This window comes from Veillonella sp. VA139 (genome assembly GCF_003992005.1).
Lineage (GTDB): Bacteria > Bacillota > Negativicutes > Veillonellales > Veillonellaceae > F0422.
This window is the reverse complement of sequence record NZ_RQVL01000001.1, coordinates 14,350-35,495: the sequence shown is the minus strand read 5'-3', so window position 1 is coordinate 35,495 and position 21,146 is coordinate 14,350. Positions and strand designations below refer to the sequence as shown.

Sequence of the window (21,146 nt, the reverse complement as noted above, 5' to 3'; positions counted from 1 at the left end):
ATGCTTATAGATGATATGTTTTTAGATTTAGGATACGGCTACAAAGTAGCTTTGCGTGAAGTATATGCTATGTTCCCTATGAATTTAGCTCCAGTAAAGGAAATGTATAGAGAGTACTGGAGACAAGGGAAGGTGTACAGAGCGACAAAGGGTCGAAAAGCAAAGAGTTTCCTTTTGTTACAGAACGGCTGGACGTTTGTATCGGCTTTATCAACAGACGAACTAAATGAACGTATTTGGGAAATGAGACGTATTCGTAAAGCGAAAGAAAGTTTAATGGAGGTAGGTACTGATGCCTAAGAGAAAACCTGGGCGGAAGAAAAACAAGCCTATTACAGAAAAGGATTTGATATATATGCAAGCTAAAGCACTCACGGGAAGTGAAAGGGAAGCTAAAAAGATAGCTAATATTAGCTTAAAGGTAGACCCAGAAAAGAATAACCCTGCTGTGAAAGAGTCTATGAAAGACTATAAGCGGTTTATGGACAGGAAGTTCATTGAACAGGCAGATATGGTTGCTAACGAACTATTGGAGCTTGTTATGAATGCAAAATCAGAGACTGCTAAGTTAGGGGCAATCAAGGATTGGTTAGACAGGGCGGGTCTAGCACCAGTAAGTAAAACAGAGACAACTACAAGAGAAATAGGAACAGGTTCACAAGTAGCGATTGACCTAATCCATAGATTAAACAAATTAGATAATAAAAAAGGCGGAGAATAAACTCCGCCACTTTTTTTATTTGTGATTCTTTTTAAATAGAGAGGTTAACTCTCTAGGGTTATAAACCCTACCTTTATCCATAAGGTTTTTCTTGTAAACCATACTATCAATAGCCTCAAATAGCGGTCTAGTATCCTCGATAGCATTGTGTACGTTTACGAACAAATCTTGTTTGTCACGGAATACACGTCGTGAAGTGGATACGGTATTCAATAATTTTAGAAGATAGTCTCTATCCTCTGGTGTATTTGGGTAATTAAACTCTGCACAATGACGAATGTCAGATAATGCTTTATCTAGTCGACCAACCTCGCCATACCAAATATTTTTATTATTTCTAATATATAGAATAGCCTCTTTAAATTTTACGATAATCTCAATTAATTCTTCGTTTGTAAATTCTTTATTCATTTTAATATTCCTCCGTAATAATATATGTTTCGTATACGTCGTTAAGAAAAGGAAAAAAACATAATCCTTTCATAGCTCCTTCCAAGGATACATGAGTCTCATTTCTGTATAAGTACCTCAAAGAATGGTAAAGTCTAGGGTTCCCTATATCCTCTAATAATTCAATAACAAACTTTCTACTAGGTTCATTCTTAACAACAAATAATAGCATTCCTTTTTTTAGTCGACTATAAAACTCTGTTGCTTTTTCCTCTCGTCTATAAAATTCTTCGTTCATTTTAATATTCCTTTCTAACAATATAGTATTCACAAAGACTGGAGGAAGTTCTTATCAACTCTTCCACAGATAAACCTATAAAAAAATTAGAACGGTTCCCTACATTGTATAACACGTTAGCTTTTATTTTCTCTCCGTATCTTTCATATGCCTCTCCTAATTTATATACATACAAGCTGTTGAATTTGTCGATTTCAATAATCGTATTTCCTGTTTTTACGATTTCACACATAAACGCAAACTTATTTATTTCGTCCATTACTAAAACACCTCTTTTATTAAATAAATATCACAAAAAGTGTCTGAGAATATCGTGTTGAATAAGTAGTTTTCTACATTGCATTGTTCTCCATCTTCGCAAATTAAAGTAGTTTCAACATCCTTATGTCTTTCGTAGTCTTCTTCCAAAACTACAATATCCCAATCATTATCCATTGCTGGGTCAATTGAAATTAATATATCTCCTTTTTTAAAATCTCCTTGTATATATCTCATTAGTATTCCTCCACAACAATATAATAGTTACAATAGTTAGTACTTTCGTTTATTAAACAAGACATACTAAAAGCTATCTTATAATTAGAAGGATTCCCATAATTATACAGTACATCAGCTTTTATTTGCTCCCCGTTTGGACTATATGGCTCCATTAGTTTATACACATAAAGGTAAGAACCACGTCCTCCAAGTGCAACAATTATATTTCCATTCTTTACAATTTCATTTATAAATTCGCTTTTTGTCATTAATATATCTCCTTAACTAAATAAAAATCAAAGCCACCATGTTCTTGTTCAATATATCCTCTGTCATAAAAAACAACACTTTTTTCTTTGGGGGATTTGTTCCAACCAACGAGAGTAGCTATATCAGAACATTCTTCTGTAAAGTCTGTTAATATCCTTGCTACACCGAAGGTGGAAATTTTTTCTTCTATTACAATAAGTTTAGTTCCTGCTTCAAAGTTTTCCAGTGCAAATTCTAACTTTGTCATTAGTATTCCTCTTTTACTATAAAAATAATAGGTTCTTTGTAATTATTAGCTAAAGCTGTATAGCCTACACGAGAATTGTAGGGTTTAGAACCTGGTTCAGTAACTTCAATATAAATATATTCTTCACCAGGAATATAGTCTCGTAGAACTCTTCTAACTACAAGACTCCCGTTCATTCTTGTAACTATAAATAAACTATCTTTTTTTAAAAATTGTGATAAATATTGTTCACTAGTCATATTAGTACTCCTTTACGATTTTATAAACATCAAAAAACATATCTACATATTGCGTGTCCATTTTTATTGTTTTTGCATACTCTTCACCAGATTTATAAAGAATTATAGAATTGATGTCTCTGTGTGTTCCATAGTTATCGAGGATAGAGATTACCTTCCAATTATTTGGGAAGAGAGGGTCAATGACAACTATATCATCCCACTTTTTAAATGTTCCTTGTCTATAGTTTGTGTTAATCATAGTAAAACTCCTCTATTACAACATATTCATCAGTACCCGTTTCTCCTAGAAGTCTACCATCTATATTAAAGCCAACTGTAAGAGGGGCGAAGACTCCGTTTCTATAATATCTTTGAACTTCTATCCACCTATAGCTTTCTTCATAAGTTTCTAAAAGTTCGTAAATTCCCCAGAGTATCCCGTCATCACCAATACAAACTACCAAACTTCCTTTTTTGAAGTTTTCTTTAAAAAAGCTTAATTTATCCATTAAAATTCCTCCGTAACAACATACGCATTTCCATTGGTTGTTTCATATTTTAATGAGGAATTAAGTAACTCACCTTTGTTGGCACATGGTTCCGAATACCTACCTCTTAAAAATACGTGTGTGGTGGGAGTGTTTTTGTTGTAATCTTCCAACAATTTCATTACATGCAGCTGGTCTGGTTTAGCAATTACCAGTAGAGCATCTATTTTTAATTTATTGAAAAAATCTGTTTCCATTTTAGTCTCCTATAATCTTATTAATAATTACTTCTTTAAAATTAGACGTGTTCATTCTGTACTCGTCAATGCTTTTGGTCGCATACAAATAGTAGATAAACACATCTCTATCTTGCCCTAGGCGGTGTACCCTATCTTGTGCTTGACGTAGTAGGGTAGGGGACCAAGGATACTCTATAAACACTGCACATCGACTAGCCGTAAGTGTTAAGCCTACTGCACTAGCTTGCAAACTACAGATAATCAATGGTGTATCTCCTAATTGAAAATTATCTATGTTGCGTTGTCGAACACTAGGTAATTGACCACCTACAATAACAGAACTGTCGGGGAAGGCTAGATTAATTTGCTTTCCGACTTCTTTGTGGTGGACAAACACGACTACCTTTTCTCCTTTGTCTAGTAGGTTTTGTATAAAATCAATCGACATCGTGAGTTTTCTCTGCGTAACGGCTTTGTCAAACCTTTCAATATCATGAAATGTTTTTGGAGACGGTTGCTCCAATTCCATAATAGGGATAGGGATAATTCGTTTTTCTGGCAATCCGTTTTTTAAATCTTTTTTTGTTCTCCGTAACCATATTTTTTTCATTTTTTTGTGTAGAGAAGTCAGGTTGCTAAAACCGCTGTAATCAATACCGTATTGGCTATTTCTAGGGGAGCAATATCGTTTTAAAAATTCTTTTTCCCCACCTAACAAATGCAAGTTATTTAAAATCTGCATTTGAGTTAGTAACTCTACAGGACGATTAAGCATTGGCGTTCCTGTTATTAAAATTTTATAGGGAATACGCTTACTCCATTGTAAAGCTATCTTGGTTCGTTGTGCTTTCGGATTTTTAAAGCAATGACATTCATCAAGCACAATTTGCTTAATACCTAGCTTAGGAATTTGAAATTTATATTTTTTCATTCTTTCGTAGTTAGTAATAATGATAGGGGAGTGTAGGTCGTCGATGTTTACATCAATGCCAATCCAACGTTTTATTTCATTTTTCCAGTTTATTTTTAAGCTAGCGGGGCAAACCACTAGAATTGGGAAAGCCCCTCTTTTAAACATAGCCTCAATTACTGTTCTGGTTTTTCCCATGCCCATGTCATCACAAACATAGGCAGAGGAGTTATTTAGGATGTACTTAACACCCTCAATTTGATGGGGAAGTAGTGGTAAACTCATTCAAAAATTCCCCCTTGACCCAATTCAATATCAATTAAATGTAAAACTTCTTTTAAGTTCTTTAGCACTTGTTTATTTCTTGTGGTTAGTATTAAACCACTCAATAAACCTTCAAAATAACGTAAATCCTCATAAGTAGAGGATTGGTTGTTTATCACAACTAAAGCGTCATCAATAATTTCGGAAATTTTACTTTGTACACTCATATTAAACCTCCTCTAAAATATTACCAAACAAATCGTTGTAGGCTACATCAACTAAATAGGGAATAGACTCTTTTAAAAAGCAGTCTATCTCGTGCTGGTCAAAAAATCTAAATTCCCCACTTTCAGGGAACACCACGACAAAATCTTGTTCGTCGCAGTGTTCTGCATATGCTTTGGCAAATTCTAATAAACTGATACCGTGACCTTCAAGGTAGCCTACCAACAATTCCTTATCTCTTGTGCTTTTTAAATAAAATGCTTTGGAGAAGTCTAAAGTTTCGTATGTCAAGCCGTATTCCACAAGACCCTCATTTACGAATCTCACTGCATCCAATAAAAAGTCAAAGCTCTCTATTAAAGCAAAGATTTGATAATCTAAAGTTTGCTTAATAACATGTTTCACATCGTCTTTATTTATTAATTCACTAATATTCATAATCAAATCTCCTTTTATCCTCTACCAATACCGTCAAGGGCTTGGTCTAAAAACTGTTCTGTTATACCAGATACTAAGTAATCTCTTGCGACATCGAAAAACGGCTTAATATTTTTTAACGTGAAAAAGACAAATTTATTTTTATTCACCATACAAACATGGGTGAAAGGGGATTCTTCATGTGGCACGTGTTTTAAAAATTCGTCTAGTGAAACTTGCTCTTCACTCAAATATAAAAAGAACTCTCTCGAACCACTCATACTAGTTAAGTCGAATGCACGTGAGATTTGTGGGTCGTCACAATCTAAAATAGCTTGATTCAGCAAATCTACTGCCAAACGGCTTTTCCGTAGGTCTTCACAAAACACATTGACTTGAGAACTAATTTCATACAAAATCATATCGGATAAATCTCCAGTATCTAATAAGCCTAAATCATAAGCATCGGTTAATAAACTCATTTTTATATCTCCTTTTTAAAATGGAGGGGGTATATCCCCCTCTCTCGTTACCTTTGTTTTTTATTACTTAACAGTGTATTCATAGTTGCCGTGCAACCATTTTTTATTGACGATTGTTGATGGCAAGTCGTCTGGAATGGCGTTCACGTATAACACGATAGAATATTCTTTTATTTGCATGTCAAGGATAGAAACGTCGTACGAATACAGTTCATATTCAGCCTCATCAATGAACTCCTCTAACTTTTCGTCATCCATTTTTCCAGTCCACACCTCAATAGGCAAGTAATCCACGCCGTGTTCGTCGGTAGACATGGTTGTGTTATTTTTCCCGAAGTTAACGGGAAACTCTTTCTTCACTTCTTTTTTAGTAGTAGAGCAACCATAAGAACTAGTTGTGCCCCAGTAATAGCTATCGTCATACCACGGTTTAATCATTGCTGTTTTGTAACGATAGCCGATGTAGCTAGTGTTTGAATATAACGCCCCTGATACTTCCGATTGGACAAAGTCCCCAATTACTGCCAACTGACCATCGCCGACCAATACATATTTATTGGAACCCATTGCTGTGTTCCATAACTCTTGAACTGCGGTGTTCCATACGGCATCACCTAGAGGGTTGACTACCTCTTTGATGAATTGCATTGTATCGGAATGTTTTGCTTTCATCCCGCCTTTAGGTGTGTAGTCATGCATAATACCGTTATGAACCATTCCAACCTTAGTCCAGTTATTAGGCAAGCCCATTTCTTTGTAGTTGTTGCACACCGCAAATGGATGACACGTCTCTGGGGAAATAGCTCCACTTGTTGCGATGCGGAAGTGGAAGACCCTATCAATAGAGTCTGGCAATTTACTTGCCTCTGCCCAAAAATCTTCAAACGTGAAGAAGCCTTTTTTGACGTGAGTCATTCCTTTCTTTTCATCGTAGTACATTAAGCCTGCTCCATCTGGGTTGCCTGCGAAACAGTTCATCAATTCTTCTTTATCCAACTGGAAACCTTTTTTATAAACACTAATTACACACATATTGTTCTCCTTTTTTATAAAATAATTAATTAAAAATGTTTGTTTTGGTAAAGCCCCTCTCAATGGAGGGGCATAATTATTAAGCGTGTACTAAACCTACGTTCAGTAGCTGTTCTTTCAATTCCTCATAACCTTTTTCAGCAGCTTTACGATTCACGATGTCCCAACCGAATGTATAACGGTCAAGGTTTGCCATATCTGTTAACACGTCAGTTAGTTGAATGCAAGCCATTATATGTTGGCGGCTTGCCAAAGAATGGAAGAGACGAATCTCAACCGTGTTATCATTTTGTAAATTCACGGCTGTGTAACGACCAGCTCGACGAGCGTTGTTATACCAATCGACAGCATATTGACGAGCTGTTCCGTTTACACGGTTCGCCCAGTGTTCTGCCCTGTATTCTGGTCGTTGTGCAAATTTGACCATTTCGCTGTAATTCTCGGAGAACATGCGAACTAATCGACCGATATTTTTTTCACTGTTGAAAAATGCACGGCTGATATGAATATGGATACCAGCGGTATCACGGTCGTTGTCATAAGCCCGTTCGAGCATTTCGTCCGTGATTTGCTCCCAATCAATTTTTAGCATTTCGGCAGGAGACATTGGGTGAGTGATAGCCTCGAACCCGTTAGATAAGGAGCCATCGGAATTGAAGTAGAATTTGTTCATATGACCATCAAAGATAGCAAGGACATCATCTTCGGAGCCCTCTGCATCGGAGCCGTCACACTCCAATTCAAGACCGAAATATTTAGGACCCTCTCCGAAGAATTTAAGAGTAGGGCGTTTGTGGTAGCCCCGAATTAATCCTTCAGGCATGTTACTTTCGTAACGATACCAACCCTCTTCAATACCGCACCAATAGAGGTCGTCTTGCTCTCCTTCGGCGTAGTAGTAGCCGTCCTCAGTTTCATAACGCTCCTCATTATCAGACCACCAGTTGCCACTCACTTCGGATTGCCAACCATATTGGCTTTTGCACTCACAGTGGACAGGACTATCATAGTGCTCTTTGTCGTCCTCGTAATAGAAGGCATCGTCGGAGTAGATGTAGGTGTTCATTGCCTCGGACCAAACGTATTGGTCGTCAGAGCAATCTTCACAAATAACTTCGTCGTTATAGGCGTCTCTAGCACTATCTACGTGACAAATTTCATTACAGCAATCGCAAATAAAATAATCTTCTGCTAAACCCTCTCTGACATCCATAGGATGAATTATCTCCTCATCAAACTCATTAAAATAAGTTACTTGATTTTTTAAGAACCAACGACCACTTGCAGTCGATTGGACAATTTCTTTGTCAAATTTATTTACAGCAAATGTCGCTGAATAAGTGACTAATTCCACTGGTTCTGTTAGTGGTTCTTGAGTTAGAGCCGATAGATTTGCTACTGGAGCCAAGTTTTGTAGCCGACAAACATAGATATGACAAGCTCTACCTTTTGGAGTGTAAATTTCTCCGTCACTTCCTATGGTTACGACAGCACCGTTATAGGAATAGCGATTTCCTGCCACAATAGGATTTCCGCTACCATCTAGTAAAATATCTTCTGGAGCGATGTCCATTGTGCAAGGTTGTGTTGCACATTTAAACGCACCGTTTTCCTTGTAATATTGACCTTTTACAAGGTCAATGTAGTTAGGAACATACGGAGATGGTAGCTCTTCCACTGGAATGTGGATTAAGCGTTCATTTTCCGTGTTTTCCAACACCAAAATTTGTTCCCCTTTAAAATTCTCTGCTAAGTATTTTTTTGTGTATAAAGCACCATTGATTTTAAAAAACTGTTTTTCCATTTTAAAAACTCCTCTCTAGCTAAACATAGCCAAGATAATAAGAAATAGGGCGAAATAGCACACGAATAAAGTGCCTTGAAATGCTAACTCAAGATAATGGTTGACTAAACCTTTCCGAGTTAACTTGATGTTGTGGGTTTTCCCGTCTACAGTGGAACGTCCCACAAATTTGGGGTTTAATAAGCCACGACGTTCTAAAATAACGTGGTCTACCCCATGGATTTTGATGACTTCGCCTCGCATAGCTTACTCCTTTCTAAACACATAAGTTAATAAACAAGCCTAAAAATATAGCCCGATTACGAGCTAACCATATAATACACCTAACTTAACTAGTAAGTCAAGCATATATTTTTGCGTACCCATATGCATGTGGGTGCATGTACGTGGGTACGTGTACGTGACCGTGAGAACGGTACGTGGTCGTGACGTGGTACCGTGGTACCGTCGGTTCGTTCGACCTGCTAACAGCTTACCACAACCCTCATCGAGTTCGGAGAATGGCTCAACCATGCGGTTTGTGATGGGGTAGGATAATCCTCGGCTTGCGAACAGAGTAAATAAACAAAACAAACAATAACATATAAGTCAATATATAATAATTGATAAATAGCATTATTAAAAATATACAAAACAAATAAATGATTATCAATGAGAATTAATATATTAAATTTTATACTATATATTACTAATATAAAAAATCATGATACTATGTATCATGTAGGCGAACGCCTACCGCCTTATATAAAGATAGGGAATAGAACGAATACAAGGTAATATATAGGCAATCCTATATAAGCTAATACAAGCATAAAAAACGGAATATAAAGCAATGTACTAGCCTAGCATATAAAATAATATCCACAAGGCAAAAACGGGGGAATCTATAAAATTCTACTACCCTATACACTAATAACATATATAGAGCAATAGACAATATATAAAAGCCTATACCGTATCAGTAATAGAGAATATAAAAGAATATTTGTACTATCTTATAAAATGCTTTAAAATCGTTTATAAGCCCTCTTATTTATTATCCTAACGGTATTACACCTATAAATGATATAAAGCACCTTATACAGCCTATAAAGTAGCTTAAATTGAATATATAGAATTAAGATGTACCACGATACAGCCTATTAGATTAAAATAGGCATAAAAAAAGCCTTTACCCGTCTAAGGTAAAGGCATATAGCAAATATGATATAGATGTACTATAAAATAGAATAAAAAGCCGTAAAAATTTAAACGATGTATATAGGATGTTAGAAAAAGACAAGTATCAAATAGTACACGATAACGATAACTATATATAAATATGGTTATCATTGATTATCAATAATGAATATATATTCGATAAATGGATATAAAAAAAAGGAGGGCATAAAGCCCCCCATTTTATTTTTATTTGTTTTTGATAGGTCCGATAATATCAGACCATAAGCCGTTTACCACCATAGCAACAGCGGTAGGCGAGTATGTTGTATTGCACCTAACAAACATACTCATTACGTGTTTAAATTCCTTTTCTACTTTTATTAATTCTACTGTTTTTGTTTTTCCCATGTTTTACCTCTTTCGTTTAATATATGGAATCGGTTTGGTATTGGTCACTTGCTTTATATAAGAGTACTTGAAAGCCTTGTTTAAAAAATTAGGTTATTTCAATTCGATACCATTCTCTTTCAAGATATTGAGAACAGTCGCAAGGCTATCTTTTAAAGCCTTATTTTCTTGAATAAGTTCTTCGTTATTGGCTTTTACGCTGTTTACCTTTGGTGCATAGTCTAAACTAGCTTTGTACAATGTAATTGTGTTCCCTAAATCATCTACGAACTCAGTCAAAGTATATTCTTTCCCCGTTTTTGTAGATACGGCTTTTTTAGTAGCTACATCAGAAAACATTAACTTTTTACCGTCGTCGGACAATTGGCATTTGATTGCCAATGTTAACAAGCCCTTTTCTTCGTCAAATTTGAATTGGTTAGAAGTCAAGTTTTTACGAGTTGTTTTATTAGTAGTACGTTTAATAGTCATGATTTACCTTTTCTACCTACGTGAGTAGGATTTTTTTATTAGTCAAAAAAGATTGTTATGACTTTCAAGTACCCTTGTATAAAACAAGCGACCTTTTTCTATATGTAGTTATCAAAGAACACTATCGAGTGTACCGCCTACCGTAGTAGGTTGTTCGGTTGCTTTCGATGGTTACACTATAGCACACCTTTTTAAAGTCTAAAGAATGGCTTAGTTATGCGGTTTGTAGGCTGTTTGGATAATCTAAGGTATACTTTTTATTACTTTTAGGCTTATATTTGAATAAAGTGGCTTTTTTATCATAGTAGGTGGCTAGGTGGGGCTTCGCAAAGCAAGGTACCAGGTCCGCCCCGCCCCGTATAGAGACCCTTTTAGTAGGCAAATAATGTCCCATAAAACCCTTTTGGTAAACAAATAAGATGACTTAAAATCATTTTTTGTAGGCAAATCAACTTATTTGAAAACCTTTTGGTAGGTAGGGTAGGGCTTTCTTTTTAAGGGGTACTAATACGAACGTAGGTATCTTTTAATAAAAATAAAATCAGATACTGGTACATACTAGGGTGGGGCTTCTACATACTGTTATCTATACATAGGAGATAAAGGGTACAGAAATTAAATAATTTTTCCTTCTTTTGGTAGGTTGATTCCTACCTAAGAGTTCTACAAAATCGAAATTTTGTCTGAAATAGTAGAATTTCGAGAGGAGTGAAATTATGAATCATTCTGTAGAAGTAGAACAGATAGCTGAGGCTTTTAGAAAAGGAAAAGAAAATTTAGTTTCATTTAAAAGGCTATTTCTCCCTGTGGGAGAGGACGAAGAAGTCCCGTATGCTTGGTTTCATTATTCCTGGAGTGACATCCTATTACACGGAAAGAAACACTATGCTATCGAGGGGTTCCGAGAGTCAGCAAAGAGTACCTTTGTATTGAATGCATTTCCACTGTATCGGTTGGTTTATCCAGATAAGAAGAACAATTACATCGTAATCGTTATGGCTAACCAGACGAAGGCTAGTAAACAGTTAAAAGAAATCGCAACGAAGTACGTTACGGACGAGTTGTTCACCCTGAACTTAGTGAAGGTGAAGGAACAGTCAGAGAAAGCTTTTGAGGTAATCGTTAAAGATGGGGGAGGGGGGCACGTAAACGTAAGAATCGAAGCCTACGGCAAAGGTTCTTCTATACGTGGTTTGTTATGGAATGATAGACGTCCGTCTATCGTTATCATAGATGACCCTCAGGACGTAACTGATTCTTTGTCTGATACTATTCAGACAAATGACTATGATTGGTTCCTATCGGACGTGTTGTTCTTAGGTAAGAACACACGAATCTTTATGATTGGTAATAACCTTGGTGAAAAATGTTTGATAGAACAGGTTATCACAAACAAAGACCTTCTTAATTTTGATGCCTTACGAATACCAGTAATGAATGGTGAGGGAAAATCGAATTGGGAAGAAAGGTGGTCTGCGGAGCAGATTCTCCAAGAGAAAGAGAATTGGAGAGCATTGGGTAAACTGGATATTTGGGAACGGGAGAAAATGTGTATTGCTATTTCCCCAGAACGGCAAATGTTCAAGAAAGAATATTATAAGTATTACGCACCGACAGAATTGAAGCTGGAGGGGTGTTCTATTTATACGACGGTTGACCTTGCTATCTCACAAAAAGAGAGTGCCGACTACACGGTAATCTGTACGATTGCAGTCAATAAAGATAACCACTGGTTTATATTGGATATTGATTATGATAGGTATGACCCATCACAAACCATTGATGCTATTTTCCGAGCGTATCAGAAGTACAAGCCACTCTACGTAGGCGTAGAGAAAGTAGCTTACCAGGCTTCTGTAAAACATTACTTGGAAAAAGAAATGCCAAAACGGAACATCTGGTTTACAGTGAAAGACTTAGAGGCGTCTAGCCGTAAAGAACTTAGGATTGCAACATTGCAACCACGATTCAAGGCTGGTACTATTTGGTTCCCTATGGGGGCTAAATTCTTAACTGAATTAGAGAGTGAGTTGGGGAGCTTCCCAAGAGGGTTGCACGATAGAATTTGTCGTGGATAAAGGTGTTTAATTGCTGGAAACCCCTTAGAGCCAACAAAACCACAAAGGAATTGGAGACAATAGACTTGATGGTTTGAAAATTTGTTGGATTGGGCAATCAGCAGCATTAACTCTGAAAGGATAGGAAATGGATATAGAAAAAATTAAAAAATTATACAGAGAAGGCAAGACTTTAAGCGAATTAGGAGATATGTTTAAGGTGGATAGAAATACTATCAGATACCACCTAAAAAAGCATGGAGTTCCTATTAGAGCGAAAAAAGAAGTAAACCAACAAAGAAAAATAGATATAAGTATAGAATCCATCCTCTATTTAATAAATGTAGAAAAGATGCTCGTAACTGAAGTTGCAAAATACTTTGGTGTTTCAAGAGCTACAATAGGCAAAAGACTAAAGGAAGTTGGTTTAAATCTTAAAAACCACAAAAATCAAAGAGAAAGACAATCAGAATTTATGAAAGAAAACAACCCTGTTCCAAAAGGGTGTTCAAGAGATGAAAAACTAGTTGAAAAATTGGTTGAGTCTAAAGAAAAATCTTTACAAAACAAGATTAGAACATTCAATCCAAAGAACTTTAAAGAGTATGCTAAGTTCGCTAGGTATTTAGCGTACAAAGAATGTGGATTAAAAACTCCAAAGGGGATGAATATCGACCATATATATTCCCTACAAGACGGATATAAAAACAATGTTCCTGTTGATGTTATTTCTCACAAAGAAAACCTAAGAATTATCTCAGAAAAAGAAAACTTAGAGAAAGGGTCTAATAGTCTAATTTGCCTTGACGAATTATACAAAAGAGTTGGTGTTCAACGACTAGCTACTATAGCGTAGGGTCAAGCGACTCGAAACAACACCCGTATTAAATACGAAGATATAGTCTGAACTTATGTGAAAGCATAAGCCATAAGGCAGGTAAGTAGCGACTACCTGTAAACATATTTGGACCTAATTGATGCACTCTCTTATCATAATCAGATTGCTATCCCACCAGCAGGCGGATTTAATACCGTCCATACAGAAGACATACCATACGGAGGAGCGATGTAATGAAAGTATTATTTGATAACGTACTAGTCATTCCAGACGAAGAAAAAGAAAAGATTAGCGAAAGCGGTCTGTACCTTGGTACACGAAATGAGCCAGTATTAACTGGAACTGTTTACAAAGCAGGAGAAGGAACTTTTAACCATGGTAAATGGGTCCATAACGAAGTCAAAGAAAATGACAAAATCCAGTTTGGGCACGATTACCAAGAGGTTAAGATTGATGGCTCTAAATATTATTTAATGAAACAAACCAACGTAGTTTGTATTTTCTAGGAGAGTATAATTGGACGATATTTTACAGTTAGGTAGTACAAGTGATGAAGAAGCGATTCTGAATGACTTTGATAAGACAATAGTTAGACGGATTCAAGCAGACATTGCTAGTGCAGAAGCCTATCAGGCTTCCGTTGTTGAACCAACGGTAAAACAGCGTTATGAAATTTATTACGCTGACAAAGATTACTATAGAAATCGTTTTCCAATTTTATCTAAAACTTCCGACTTAGTTTCTACAGACGTAGCTGACACCATTGAGTGGGCATTGCCCTCTCTAATGAAGGTGTTCACAGGTAGTGATGAAGTTATTACCATCGCTGGAGTAACAGAAGAAGATGATACAAAAGCAGAGACAATGCAAGAACTTTTGGTGTATCAGTTACAACGTCAAAACAAATTCTTTCCTATCTTATATAACTGGATGAAGGATGCCTTGATTACAGGCATGGGTATCATCAAATGTTATTGGGAAAGGACAGAGGGGTATACTACTGAACAAACTACTCTAAATAATGAGGCACTACAGGCACTCCAACAAACAGGGGTGCCTATTGTTTCTATTGAGGGTCCAGATATTTATGGTGACTTTGTTGTTACCTATCAATCCCCTTATTATGTGAAAAACGCTCCTAAAATTGAGAATATTTTAGTGAGCGATTTCATTTATTCCTCTGATGCGAAGTCCCTCGAAGAGGCTAACTTCGTTGCCCAAAAAAGAAAGGTAACGATGTCCTATTTAAGAGAGAGGGAAGCACAGGGTGTATATGCAAATATTGACGAAATTAAGACAGAAGACTTTAGACAAAGTAAAATTGAAAGCCCGATTGAACAGGTAATTGGAGACAAATATAACGATTTAACCTTTAATGAAGAAGATAAAGCTAGATTAGAGGTTGTGATTTACGAATGTTATACCAAGATGGACATTAATGGGGATGGTATCCTAGAAGATATGATTATCACCATTTGTGGAGATACCATCATTCGTATTGAGCAAAACTACATGGGTAGACACCCATTTTTCACGATTTCTCCGACAAAAGACCCTCATCGTATCTGGGTGAAACGCTCTTATGCAGAGCTTATTGGGGAATTACAAGACTTAAAAGTGGCGTTAACACGTCAAATCATGCACAATGTTGCCCTAAATAACGACCCTAAAATGCTATTAGCGGAAGATGCTATCAATATTGACGATTATATCCAAGGTCGTAAGGTAATTCGCATGAAATCTGGACATAGCCTTAATGAAGTGGCTATGCCAATGCCAGTTCACCCTCTATCCCCTCAAACATTCCAGTTTTTAGAGTATATCGAAGGACAAAAAGAGAACAGAACTGGTATCACTCGATACAATCAAGGCTTAGATGCTAACAGCTTAAACAAAACTGCCACGGGGATTTCGGCAATTTTAGGGCAGAGCTCCCAACGATTGGAGTTAATTGCTCGTATGTTTGCAGAGACTGGTATTTACGAGTTATTCCGCTTTATGGTTTCTTTAAACCAAAAATTTATTGACCAAAATACAGTAATTCGCTTAACAAATAAGTCTTTGAAGATTAATCCAGAAGATTTAAACGGTAATTTTGATTTAGTTGTTAATGCTGGTATTAGTATTGCCACTAAAGAATCTACGATTATGGCAACACAAACACTACTTACGGCTTTAATGCAAGCTAATGCTGGTGGGTATATGGTTTCTACACCAGAAAATATCTACAATTTATTTAAAAAATGGATTGAAAGTATTGGCTTTAAAAACTATGGTGATTACATTACAGACCCAGCGGTAACGCAACAACGCATGATGATGGAAATGCAGTTAAAACAACAAGTTTTATCCCAATTACCTCCTCAAGCGTTACAGTATTATGCTCAGTTTGGTATTTTACCACCAGAAGTGTTATTACAATTACCACCAGAATTACAGTTATTATTTAAAGGAGCGGGAGATGACCCAACACAACAACAGCAAGGAGCTAATTCAGCAGATGGAATTGGGGGCGGGGGCTTCGGAGGCACTAACCTTTCTCAAGGACTGGCTGGAGGAGTATCAAGAGTGGACAATCAGTCGCCTCAAATCGTGCCCCGTGGAGGAAATGGTCCAGTACAGGAACCTCCTTCTGGTATCGGAGGCTTTTGAGGGCTATTTAACTAAAGTGATTAATAACGGAGATATAGCTAAGGCAGATTTCCAAGAGCTACAAGACCAAATAGCTTACGAAACACGTCGTGGTTACTATCCAGAATAGGAGAAATTATTGCAAGTTAATTTTGAACAATATAAAAGACCTACGAATGACAAGCCGTGGGAAGGTGGAGCTGATGGGGTTTTAAATAAACCTCATCAGTTTAATTATGGTATGGAGAATCCATCCTACCAAAGCCAAAATTCTGGTACAAATTCCGAATATGCAGGGCGTATTACTCCAGAAATGATGGGTGCTAAAGGACCTAGTTATCAAGCACCAGTACCAGACCGTTCTAATGCATTGGTTGACGGAATTAAGAAAAAGGTAGAGGCAGAAGAGGCTGAAAGAAACGCATATGCTGATTCTCACCCAGGTTTAAGCAGAGATTTTGCTAGAAACATTTCTGATATTCTTAATCAAACTAAACGGATGGCAGACGAATCTGCCGCTAGAGCAGACGGTTCTTGGTATAAAGACCATGGTCCAGACTTGTTAGCTATGAGAGAGGCTCGTATGAAAGATGCTCCAGATTGGGCTAAGCAAGACCCTATGGCTCAAGGCATGGGATATGAGTGGGCGGATAACGAAAAACTAAAATCGTTTGGATGGGATGATGATTATATTAATCACCTTAAAGCAAGTCATGAATTCCACCCACAAGAGATTGAACACTTACGTTCTATTGGTGCTTTAAGAGCACCTTACGCCGAATACCTTGCTCAGCAAGAAGAGATGCGTAAACAAGCCGAAGCTGAGTCAGTTGCTAGAGCTGCTCAGAACAGTTATAACGAACCAAGTTATGGCGGTGCTGGTTACTATGAAACTCCTTCATTTTACAACCCAGAGGAGTTTAAGGCTAATTTATTAAAAGAACTGAACTCTGGAGGAGGATATAGTGCACCTGCTCAACCAGAAAACAATTGGGATGGAAATAATTCTCCTTCGGCTAGGGGAATTTCAGATGATTATATGAGAAAAGCTCAATTATACAGCCCATACTAAGAAAAATGATAATTTCACCAACCCCCATGGGGAGTGAAGGAGGAAACATGAAAGAAGAATTTAAAATTAACTTACAACTTTTCGCTGATGGCGAAGGTGTAAATACAGGGGAGCAACCTACTATGGACTCCCAACCAGACGATATTCCCGATTTTGGAATTGACCAAGATGGGAATCCAGTCTTTTTTAATGGTGGCTCTATGGACGATGACCAGAATCAAGCGGAACCGAATACACCAGAGGGTGACGACTCTCCTAATGTACAATCAGCTCCAACAGAACCTGAGACATACGTCGTAAAAGTCAACGGAGAGGAACAAGAAGTTAGTTTAGATGAGTTGCTCCACGGATACATGAGAAATCAGGACTATACACGCAAAACGCAACAGCTTGCTGATGAGCGTAGACAAATGCAAATGTATACTCCGCAACCTCAAGTACAACCACAAGCACAGCCTCAACAACCTCAAGAACCAGCTCCAAGTGAACCTCAGTTCACACAAAAAACTTACTATGAAAAGTTAGCAGAATACGCTAAAGCAGAAGTTGAAAGCACATTCGGAGAAGAATTCGATGAATATAACACCATGCACCAAGCGGCTTTTGCTGATTCTATTGCAACAGTTAAGGCTCAAGTGTGGCAACAACAACAAGAAGAGGCTCAACGACAATCGGTCGTAGACAACTTCAATAAAACGATGTACAAGTACACACAAGACCCTAACTACCGAGAGATTGATGCGTACGCATTACAAAAACTAAATGAACTCCCTTATGCACAGGCAATTCAAATTAAACAGGCATTAGACAATTACGATGCAAATGTTGTAGACCAATACATGACAGCTGTGAGAAACGAGTTCTATGGGGTTCGTAACGTACCAACAATCGCTAAAAAAAATATAGTCACTCAACAACGTGGTCCAAAACCACCTTATGTAGAACCAGCTGGTGCGGCTACTACCCAACCAGGTAACCCTACAAGAGAGATTGACTACTCTAAATTACGAAACTTAAATATTGATGAACAGGCTAAGCTATTAGCCCAGATGAATTATTTTGAAAAATAGGAGATTTAACTTTGGCACAAGAAACTGCTGTAAAGTCTTATAAAGTAGTGGGCAAGGTCGAGGATATGAATGATTTCATTACGAACATCGACCCAGACCAAACTTTATTGACTTCCCGATTTGGAAAACTTTCTGTACATTCTACAGAACATAACTGGTTATGTGATTCTTTACGACCTGCGATGGACAATGCGACACTAGAGGTTCATGACTTCTCCACTCGCCAAGCTACACCTCGTAGACGTGAATCCAACTATACTCAACAATTTGAACACGGTTACAACGTGTCCGACATCACTCAAGCTATCAAAAAGTATGGTGTACGTGATGAAAAAGGCTACCAAATGTTAAAAGCGTCTAAAGAGATTGCTCGTGACTTGGAATACGCTATCGTTACTAACAAAACGAAAGTTCCATTTGACGATGCAACTGCTGGTCGTTTTGGCGGTCTTCCATATTTCTTAGACGACTACAAAGATGTAACTATGGCAACTACTGGTATTGTTACTTTAAATACTCATCGTTTTATTAATGGTGACAAAGTAACATTCCGTGGTAAAGGTACAAATGCATTGGATGCCAATATTAAGCCTAACACACAATACTTTGTTAGAGTTATTGATGCCAATACATTCTATGTACACTTAACAGCGACAGAAACTACTTCTGCAACTTCTACGCCTATTAAGCCAACAGCAAATGTAACTGCTGGTAAAATGGAATTGACGTATTGCAACTCCATTGACGCTGGTAAACTGGATTCCCCTGGCGAATTTAGTATGGATGCATTGAATGATGCAATGCAGGCTGTATGGGGTCGTGGTGGAGACGTAGATATTGCTGTTATGTCTGGTAAAAACAAACGTAAAGCATCTACATTTACTGCTAACTCTCAACGTAACGTTGCGATGGAAGCTAAGAAACTTACTCAAGTAGTAGACGTCTTAGAAACTGATTTCGGCGTTGTTCAGTTGATTGCTCATCGTATGTATACTGATGATGTAGTCGATTTACTTGACTTACAATACTGGAAACTTGGCTACTTAATTCCATTCCATAAAGAGGACTTGGAACGACGTGGTACTTACCAAGAATCCATTATCACCGGTACAGCTACACTAGAGTGTACTGCTCCAATTGCAAATGCTCGTTTATACGGCATTACAAAATAATCCTATGGGGGTGGTATATCCACCCCCTTTTTTTATTATAAGGGGGTATGACCTTGAGAATTAGTACAACAGTAGAAGTAGAAAAGGATACCTGGACGATTAGCCATGCCTATGATGAAACAGAAATCCTTAAACAAGCTAGAGAAGATAGAAATAGTGGGGAAGAAGGTCGTATAGACGGAGGCAAAGCCAAGTGTATTGCTCGTATCCCTAGACATAGATTTGATAGTGATATTGAATTGCAGATGGCATTATCTTGCCAAGGCAAGGATAAAGCAGAATACGAGAAATGGATTCGGTTATGGCTAATGAGAAACCCCGAATTTAGAACAACTACTGGGAAAACGAAGGTGTACTTATGATTATTGTTCGTGATGTAGTTACCTCAATTCTTTACGTATTGGGGGAGAATGCCACTAGAAAGCATAGTGACCCAGAAATCATAGATGCCATGAACTTAGTTTTAAGGTATGTCAACATGTCATTAATCAATGCTAAGTCTTACTGGATTACAAAAGAGAAAAAGTTAGTACCAGTAAAGGGAATGGCTAAGCTACCAGAGGACTTTGGAGGCTTTAAGTCTTTTGAAGACTATGATGGAGGGTATAAATTTATCAGAGGCTCTGTGAAAGTTGACTCTCCAGTTAATATGTTGTACTTGTATGTGCTTGACCCTATCGAATCTATTGAAGATGAGATAGATTTACCATATCTCTTATACGATATGTTTGTTAGGTATACAGCTGGACTATTGAATGGAACTTTTGGAGCAGATACGATTGCTGGATTAATCACGTCAGAAGTTATGAAACTAGTAGAAGCTGAATCTGATGGACCTATAGATAGACCAGTACAATTTTTTGTTTAGGAGGGACAATGACTGCGAACGATTTACTTATCCTTGTTCGTCAAAGACTAGGAGATATGCAAAAATTATCCTTGTCCGACGAAGAATTATTAATGAGTTTAAATGTAGCTATTGATAGATTGAGTCAAGAACTTTCTGAAGCTGCAAATCCAGAGCTCACAAAATCTTTTACAATTGAAAATACAAACAAAGTGGAAAGACCGCAAGATTTTATTGGTCTTTGTGGACAGTTTCCTGTTGTATTTCATCAAGACCCAGACGGAATTAAGGTATCACATATGAACCCCAATTATGAAGGGGTATTAGAGGTTAGATATTTCGCTAATCGACCACATGTTACCTCTTTGTCAGATACAATTCCGTTTGACAAAGTACTACAGCAAAGACAATTAGTTACATATACAGTATATGATGTGAAATCTTTAACAGGAGAGGTGAAAGCTGATGACGGTTCGAGAGCTAATGGACAAAGCGGCACTTAGAGATAGACTGAGCGATAGTTTGCAAAGTGGATACGAAGACAAAGAGCTGATTGCCTATATTAATGATGCCATTAACTTTATTTGGCATGTATTAATTGACCATGGCTACTATGAAGTTGTGGGCGACCATACATTTACACAAGAAACGGAGCAGGTTCCAGAAGATTGGTATAAGGTAACTAACCAAGCTCCCGTTATAGTTAGAGAGAGAACAGCGACAGTATATGGGAAATTACCAATGAAGATTCGGTATTACAAAAGACCTAAATTTGTAACTGAGGTTACAGACCAAGTTCCGTTCGATAACGAAGCCTTTGGCAATATCGTTGCACAATTAGTTGTAGTTTTAGCAATGTCTAACCACGGCTTTAACATGGATGTAGAACAAGACATGGTAGAAGCTATCGTAGGTTTATTATAGGAGATGTGTT

The 21,146-nt window shown here is 37.2% G+C and carries 31 protein-coding genes; 13 read left to right on the top strand and 18 right to left on the bottom strand.

What is annotated here, in order from left to right:
- Positions 1-300 carry a DUF370 domain-containing protein gene (locus EO125_RS00215; RefSeq protein ID WP_127147110.1) on the top strand — a complete coding sequence of 100 codons (300 nt, stop codon included), beginning with the start codon at positions 1-3 and terminating at the stop codon, positions 298-300.
- Positions 293-721 carry a hypothetical protein gene (locus tag EO125_RS00210; protein WP_127147109.1) on the top strand — a complete coding sequence of 143 codons (429 nt, stop codon included), beginning with the start codon at positions 293-295 and terminating at the stop codon, positions 719-721. Before EO125_RS00215 ends, EO125_RS00210 begins: the two co-directional genes overlap by 8 nt.
- 15 nt (positions 722-736) lie before the next feature.
- Here the strand turns inward: EO125_RS00210 and EO125_RS00205 are convergent, their stop codons facing one another.
- From EO125_RS00205 to EO125_RS00125, 18 genes are all read right to left on the bottom strand, one after another.
- Positions 737-1,132: a hypothetical protein gene (locus EO125_RS00205; RefSeq protein WP_127147108.1), complete on the bottom strand. Its 396-nt coding sequence runs from the start codon at positions 1,130-1,132 to the stop codon at positions 737-739.
- 278 nt (positions 1,133-1,410) lie between these two features.
- The gene (locus tag EO125_RS00200) at positions 1,411-1,668 is read right to left on the bottom strand and encodes a hypothetical protein (RefSeq protein WP_127147107.1); all 258 of its coding nucleotides are present in this window, start codon (positions 1,666-1,668) and stop codon (positions 1,411-1,413) included.
- A 2-nt stretch (positions 1,669-1,670) separates the two neighbouring features.
- On the bottom strand, positions 1,671-1,904 hold the full coding sequence (locus tag EO125_RS00195; protein WP_127147106.1) for a hypothetical protein: 234 nt from the start codon (positions 1,902-1,904) through the stop codon (positions 1,671-1,673).
- Positions 1,904-2,155 carry a hypothetical protein gene (locus tag EO125_RS00190; RefSeq protein WP_127147105.1) on the bottom strand — a complete coding sequence of 84 codons (252 nt, stop codon included), beginning with the start codon at positions 2,153-2,155 and terminating at the stop codon, positions 1,904-1,906. Before EO125_RS00190 ends, EO125_RS00195 begins: the two co-directional genes overlap by 1 nt.
- Complete coding sequence (locus EO125_RS00185) at positions 2,155-2,403, bottom strand: hypothetical protein (protein WP_127147104.1); 249 nt, start codon at positions 2,401-2,403, stop codon at positions 2,155-2,157. Before EO125_RS00185 ends, EO125_RS00190 begins: the two co-directional genes overlap by 1 nt.
- Entirely contained in the window at positions 2,403-2,642 is a 240-nt protein-coding gene (locus EO125_RS00180) for a hypothetical protein (RefSeq protein WP_127147103.1), read from the bottom strand. Before EO125_RS00180 ends, EO125_RS00185 begins: the two co-directional genes overlap by 1 nt.
- 1 nt (position 2,643) lies before the next feature.
- Positions 2,644-2,883 (bottom strand): hypothetical protein, encoded by a 240-nt coding sequence (locus tag EO125_RS00175; protein WP_127147102.1) that lies wholly within the window; start codon positions 2,881-2,883, stop codon positions 2,644-2,646.
- Complete coding sequence (locus EO125_RS00170; RefSeq protein ID WP_127147101.1) at positions 2,876-3,133, bottom strand: hypothetical protein; 258 nt, start codon at positions 3,131-3,133, stop codon at positions 2,876-2,878. Before EO125_RS00170 ends, EO125_RS00175 begins: the two co-directional genes overlap by 8 nt.
- A complete protein-coding gene (locus EO125_RS00165) occupies positions 3,133-3,369 on the bottom strand; it encodes a hypothetical protein (RefSeq protein WP_127147100.1) in 237 nt (78 codons plus the stop codon). The genes EO125_RS00170 and EO125_RS00165 overlap by 1 nt, the downstream gene beginning before the upstream one ends.
- 1 nt (position 3,370) lies before the next feature.
- A complete protein-coding gene (locus tag EO125_RS00160) occupies positions 3,371-4,546 on the bottom strand; it encodes a DEAD/DEAH box helicase (RefSeq protein WP_127147099.1) in 1,176 nt (391 codons plus the stop codon).
- Positions 4,543-4,752, bottom strand: coding sequence for a hypothetical protein (locus tag EO125_RS00155; RefSeq protein ID WP_127147098.1), 210 nt, complete (start codon positions 4,750-4,752; stop codon positions 4,543-4,545). Before EO125_RS00155 ends, EO125_RS00160 begins: the two co-directional genes overlap by 4 nt.
- 1 nt (position 4,753) lies before the next feature.
- On the bottom strand, positions 4,754-5,188 hold the full coding sequence (locus tag EO125_RS00150; RefSeq protein ID WP_127147097.1) for a hypothetical protein: 435 nt from the start codon (positions 5,186-5,188) through the stop codon (positions 4,754-4,756).
- Positions 5,189-5,202: 14 nt separating this feature from the next.
- Positions 5,203-5,649, bottom strand: a complete 447-nt coding sequence (locus tag EO125_RS00145) for a hypothetical protein (RefSeq protein ID WP_127147096.1) — start codon at positions 5,647-5,649, stop codon at positions 5,203-5,205.
- A 63-nt stretch (positions 5,650-5,712) separates the two neighbouring features.
- Positions 5,713-6,681, bottom strand: a complete 969-nt coding sequence (locus EO125_RS00140; RefSeq protein ID WP_164726396.1) for a hypothetical protein — start codon at positions 6,679-6,681, stop codon at positions 5,713-5,715.
- Between the two features lie 79 nt (positions 6,682-6,760).
- Positions 6,761-8,485 (bottom strand): amidoligase family protein, encoded by a 1,725-nt coding sequence (locus EO125_RS00135; protein WP_127147094.1) that lies wholly within the window; start codon positions 8,483-8,485, stop codon positions 6,761-6,763.
- 15 nt (positions 8,486-8,500) lie between these two features.
- Positions 8,501-8,728: a hypothetical protein gene (locus EO125_RS00130; RefSeq protein WP_127147093.1), complete on the bottom strand. Its 228-nt coding sequence runs from the start codon at positions 8,726-8,728 to the stop codon at positions 8,501-8,503.
- A gap of 1,164 nt (positions 8,729-9,892) precedes the next feature.
- On the bottom strand, positions 9,893-10,054 hold the full coding sequence (locus tag EO125_RS09770; protein WP_164726395.1) for a hypothetical protein: 162 nt from the start codon (positions 10,052-10,054) through the stop codon (positions 9,893-9,895).
- A gap of 93 nt (positions 10,055-10,147) precedes the next feature.
- Positions 10,148-10,525, bottom strand: coding sequence for a hypothetical protein (locus EO125_RS00125; RefSeq protein ID WP_127147092.1), 378 nt, complete (start codon positions 10,523-10,525; stop codon positions 10,148-10,150).
- Between the two features lie 716 nt (positions 10,526-11,241).
- Here EO125_RS00125 and terL point away from each other — a divergent pair.
- From terL to EO125_RS00070, 11 genes are all read left to right on the top strand, one after another.
- Positions 11,242-12,603 carry a phage terminase large subunit gene (gene terL / locus EO125_RS00120; protein ID WP_127147091.1) on the top strand — a complete coding sequence of 454 codons (1,362 nt, stop codon included), beginning with the start codon at positions 11,242-11,244 and terminating at the stop codon, positions 12,601-12,603.
- Positions 12,604-12,730: 127 nt separating this feature from the next.
- Complete coding sequence (locus tag EO125_RS00115; RefSeq protein ID WP_127147090.1) at positions 12,731-13,438, top strand: IS630 transposase-related protein; 708 nt, start codon at positions 12,731-12,733, stop codon at positions 13,436-13,438.
- A 215-nt stretch (positions 13,439-13,653) separates the two neighbouring features.
- Entirely contained in the window at positions 13,654-13,926 is a 273-nt protein-coding gene (locus EO125_RS00110; RefSeq protein ID WP_127147089.1) for a co-chaperone GroES family protein, read from the top strand.
- A 10-nt stretch (positions 13,927-13,936) separates the two neighbouring features.
- Complete coding sequence (locus tag EO125_RS00105) at positions 13,937-16,072, top strand: poly(3-hydroxybutyrate) depolymerase (RefSeq protein WP_127147088.1); 2,136 nt, start codon at positions 13,937-13,939, stop codon at positions 16,070-16,072.
- Between the two features lie 118 nt (positions 16,073-16,190).
- Positions 16,191-17,123: a hypothetical protein gene (locus tag EO125_RS00100; protein WP_127147087.1), complete on the top strand. Its 933-nt coding sequence runs from the start codon at positions 16,191-16,193 to the stop codon at positions 17,121-17,123.
- Positions 17,124-17,170: 47 nt separating this feature from the next.
- On the top strand, positions 17,171-18,193 hold the full coding sequence (locus EO125_RS00095; protein WP_127147086.1) for a hypothetical protein: 1,023 nt from the start codon (positions 17,171-17,173) through the stop codon (positions 18,191-18,193).
- Between the two features lie 11 nt (positions 18,194-18,204).
- Positions 18,205-19,365: a DUF5309 family protein gene (locus EO125_RS00090; RefSeq protein ID WP_127147085.1), complete on the top strand. Its 1,161-nt coding sequence runs from the start codon at positions 18,205-18,207 to the stop codon at positions 19,363-19,365.
- A 53-nt stretch (positions 19,366-19,418) separates the two neighbouring features.
- The gene (locus EO125_RS00085) at positions 19,419-19,727 is read left to right on the top strand and encodes a hypothetical protein (RefSeq protein WP_127147084.1); all 309 of its coding nucleotides are present in this window, start codon (positions 19,419-19,421) and stop codon (positions 19,725-19,727) included.
- Positions 19,724-20,233, top strand: a complete 510-nt coding sequence (locus EO125_RS00080; RefSeq protein WP_127147083.1) for a hypothetical protein — start codon at positions 19,724-19,726, stop codon at positions 20,231-20,233. The genes EO125_RS00085 and EO125_RS00080 overlap by 4 nt, the downstream gene beginning before the upstream one ends.
- Positions 20,234-20,241: 8 nt before the next feature.
- Entirely contained in the window at positions 20,242-20,715 is a 474-nt protein-coding gene (locus EO125_RS00075; protein ID WP_127147082.1) for a hypothetical protein, read from the top strand.
- On the top strand, positions 20,678-21,136 hold the full coding sequence (locus tag EO125_RS00070; RefSeq protein WP_127147081.1) for a hypothetical protein: 459 nt from the start codon (positions 20,678-20,680) through the stop codon (positions 21,134-21,136). The genes EO125_RS00075 and EO125_RS00070 overlap by 38 nt, the downstream gene beginning before the upstream one ends.
- Positions 21,137-21,146 lie beyond the last annotated feature (10 nt).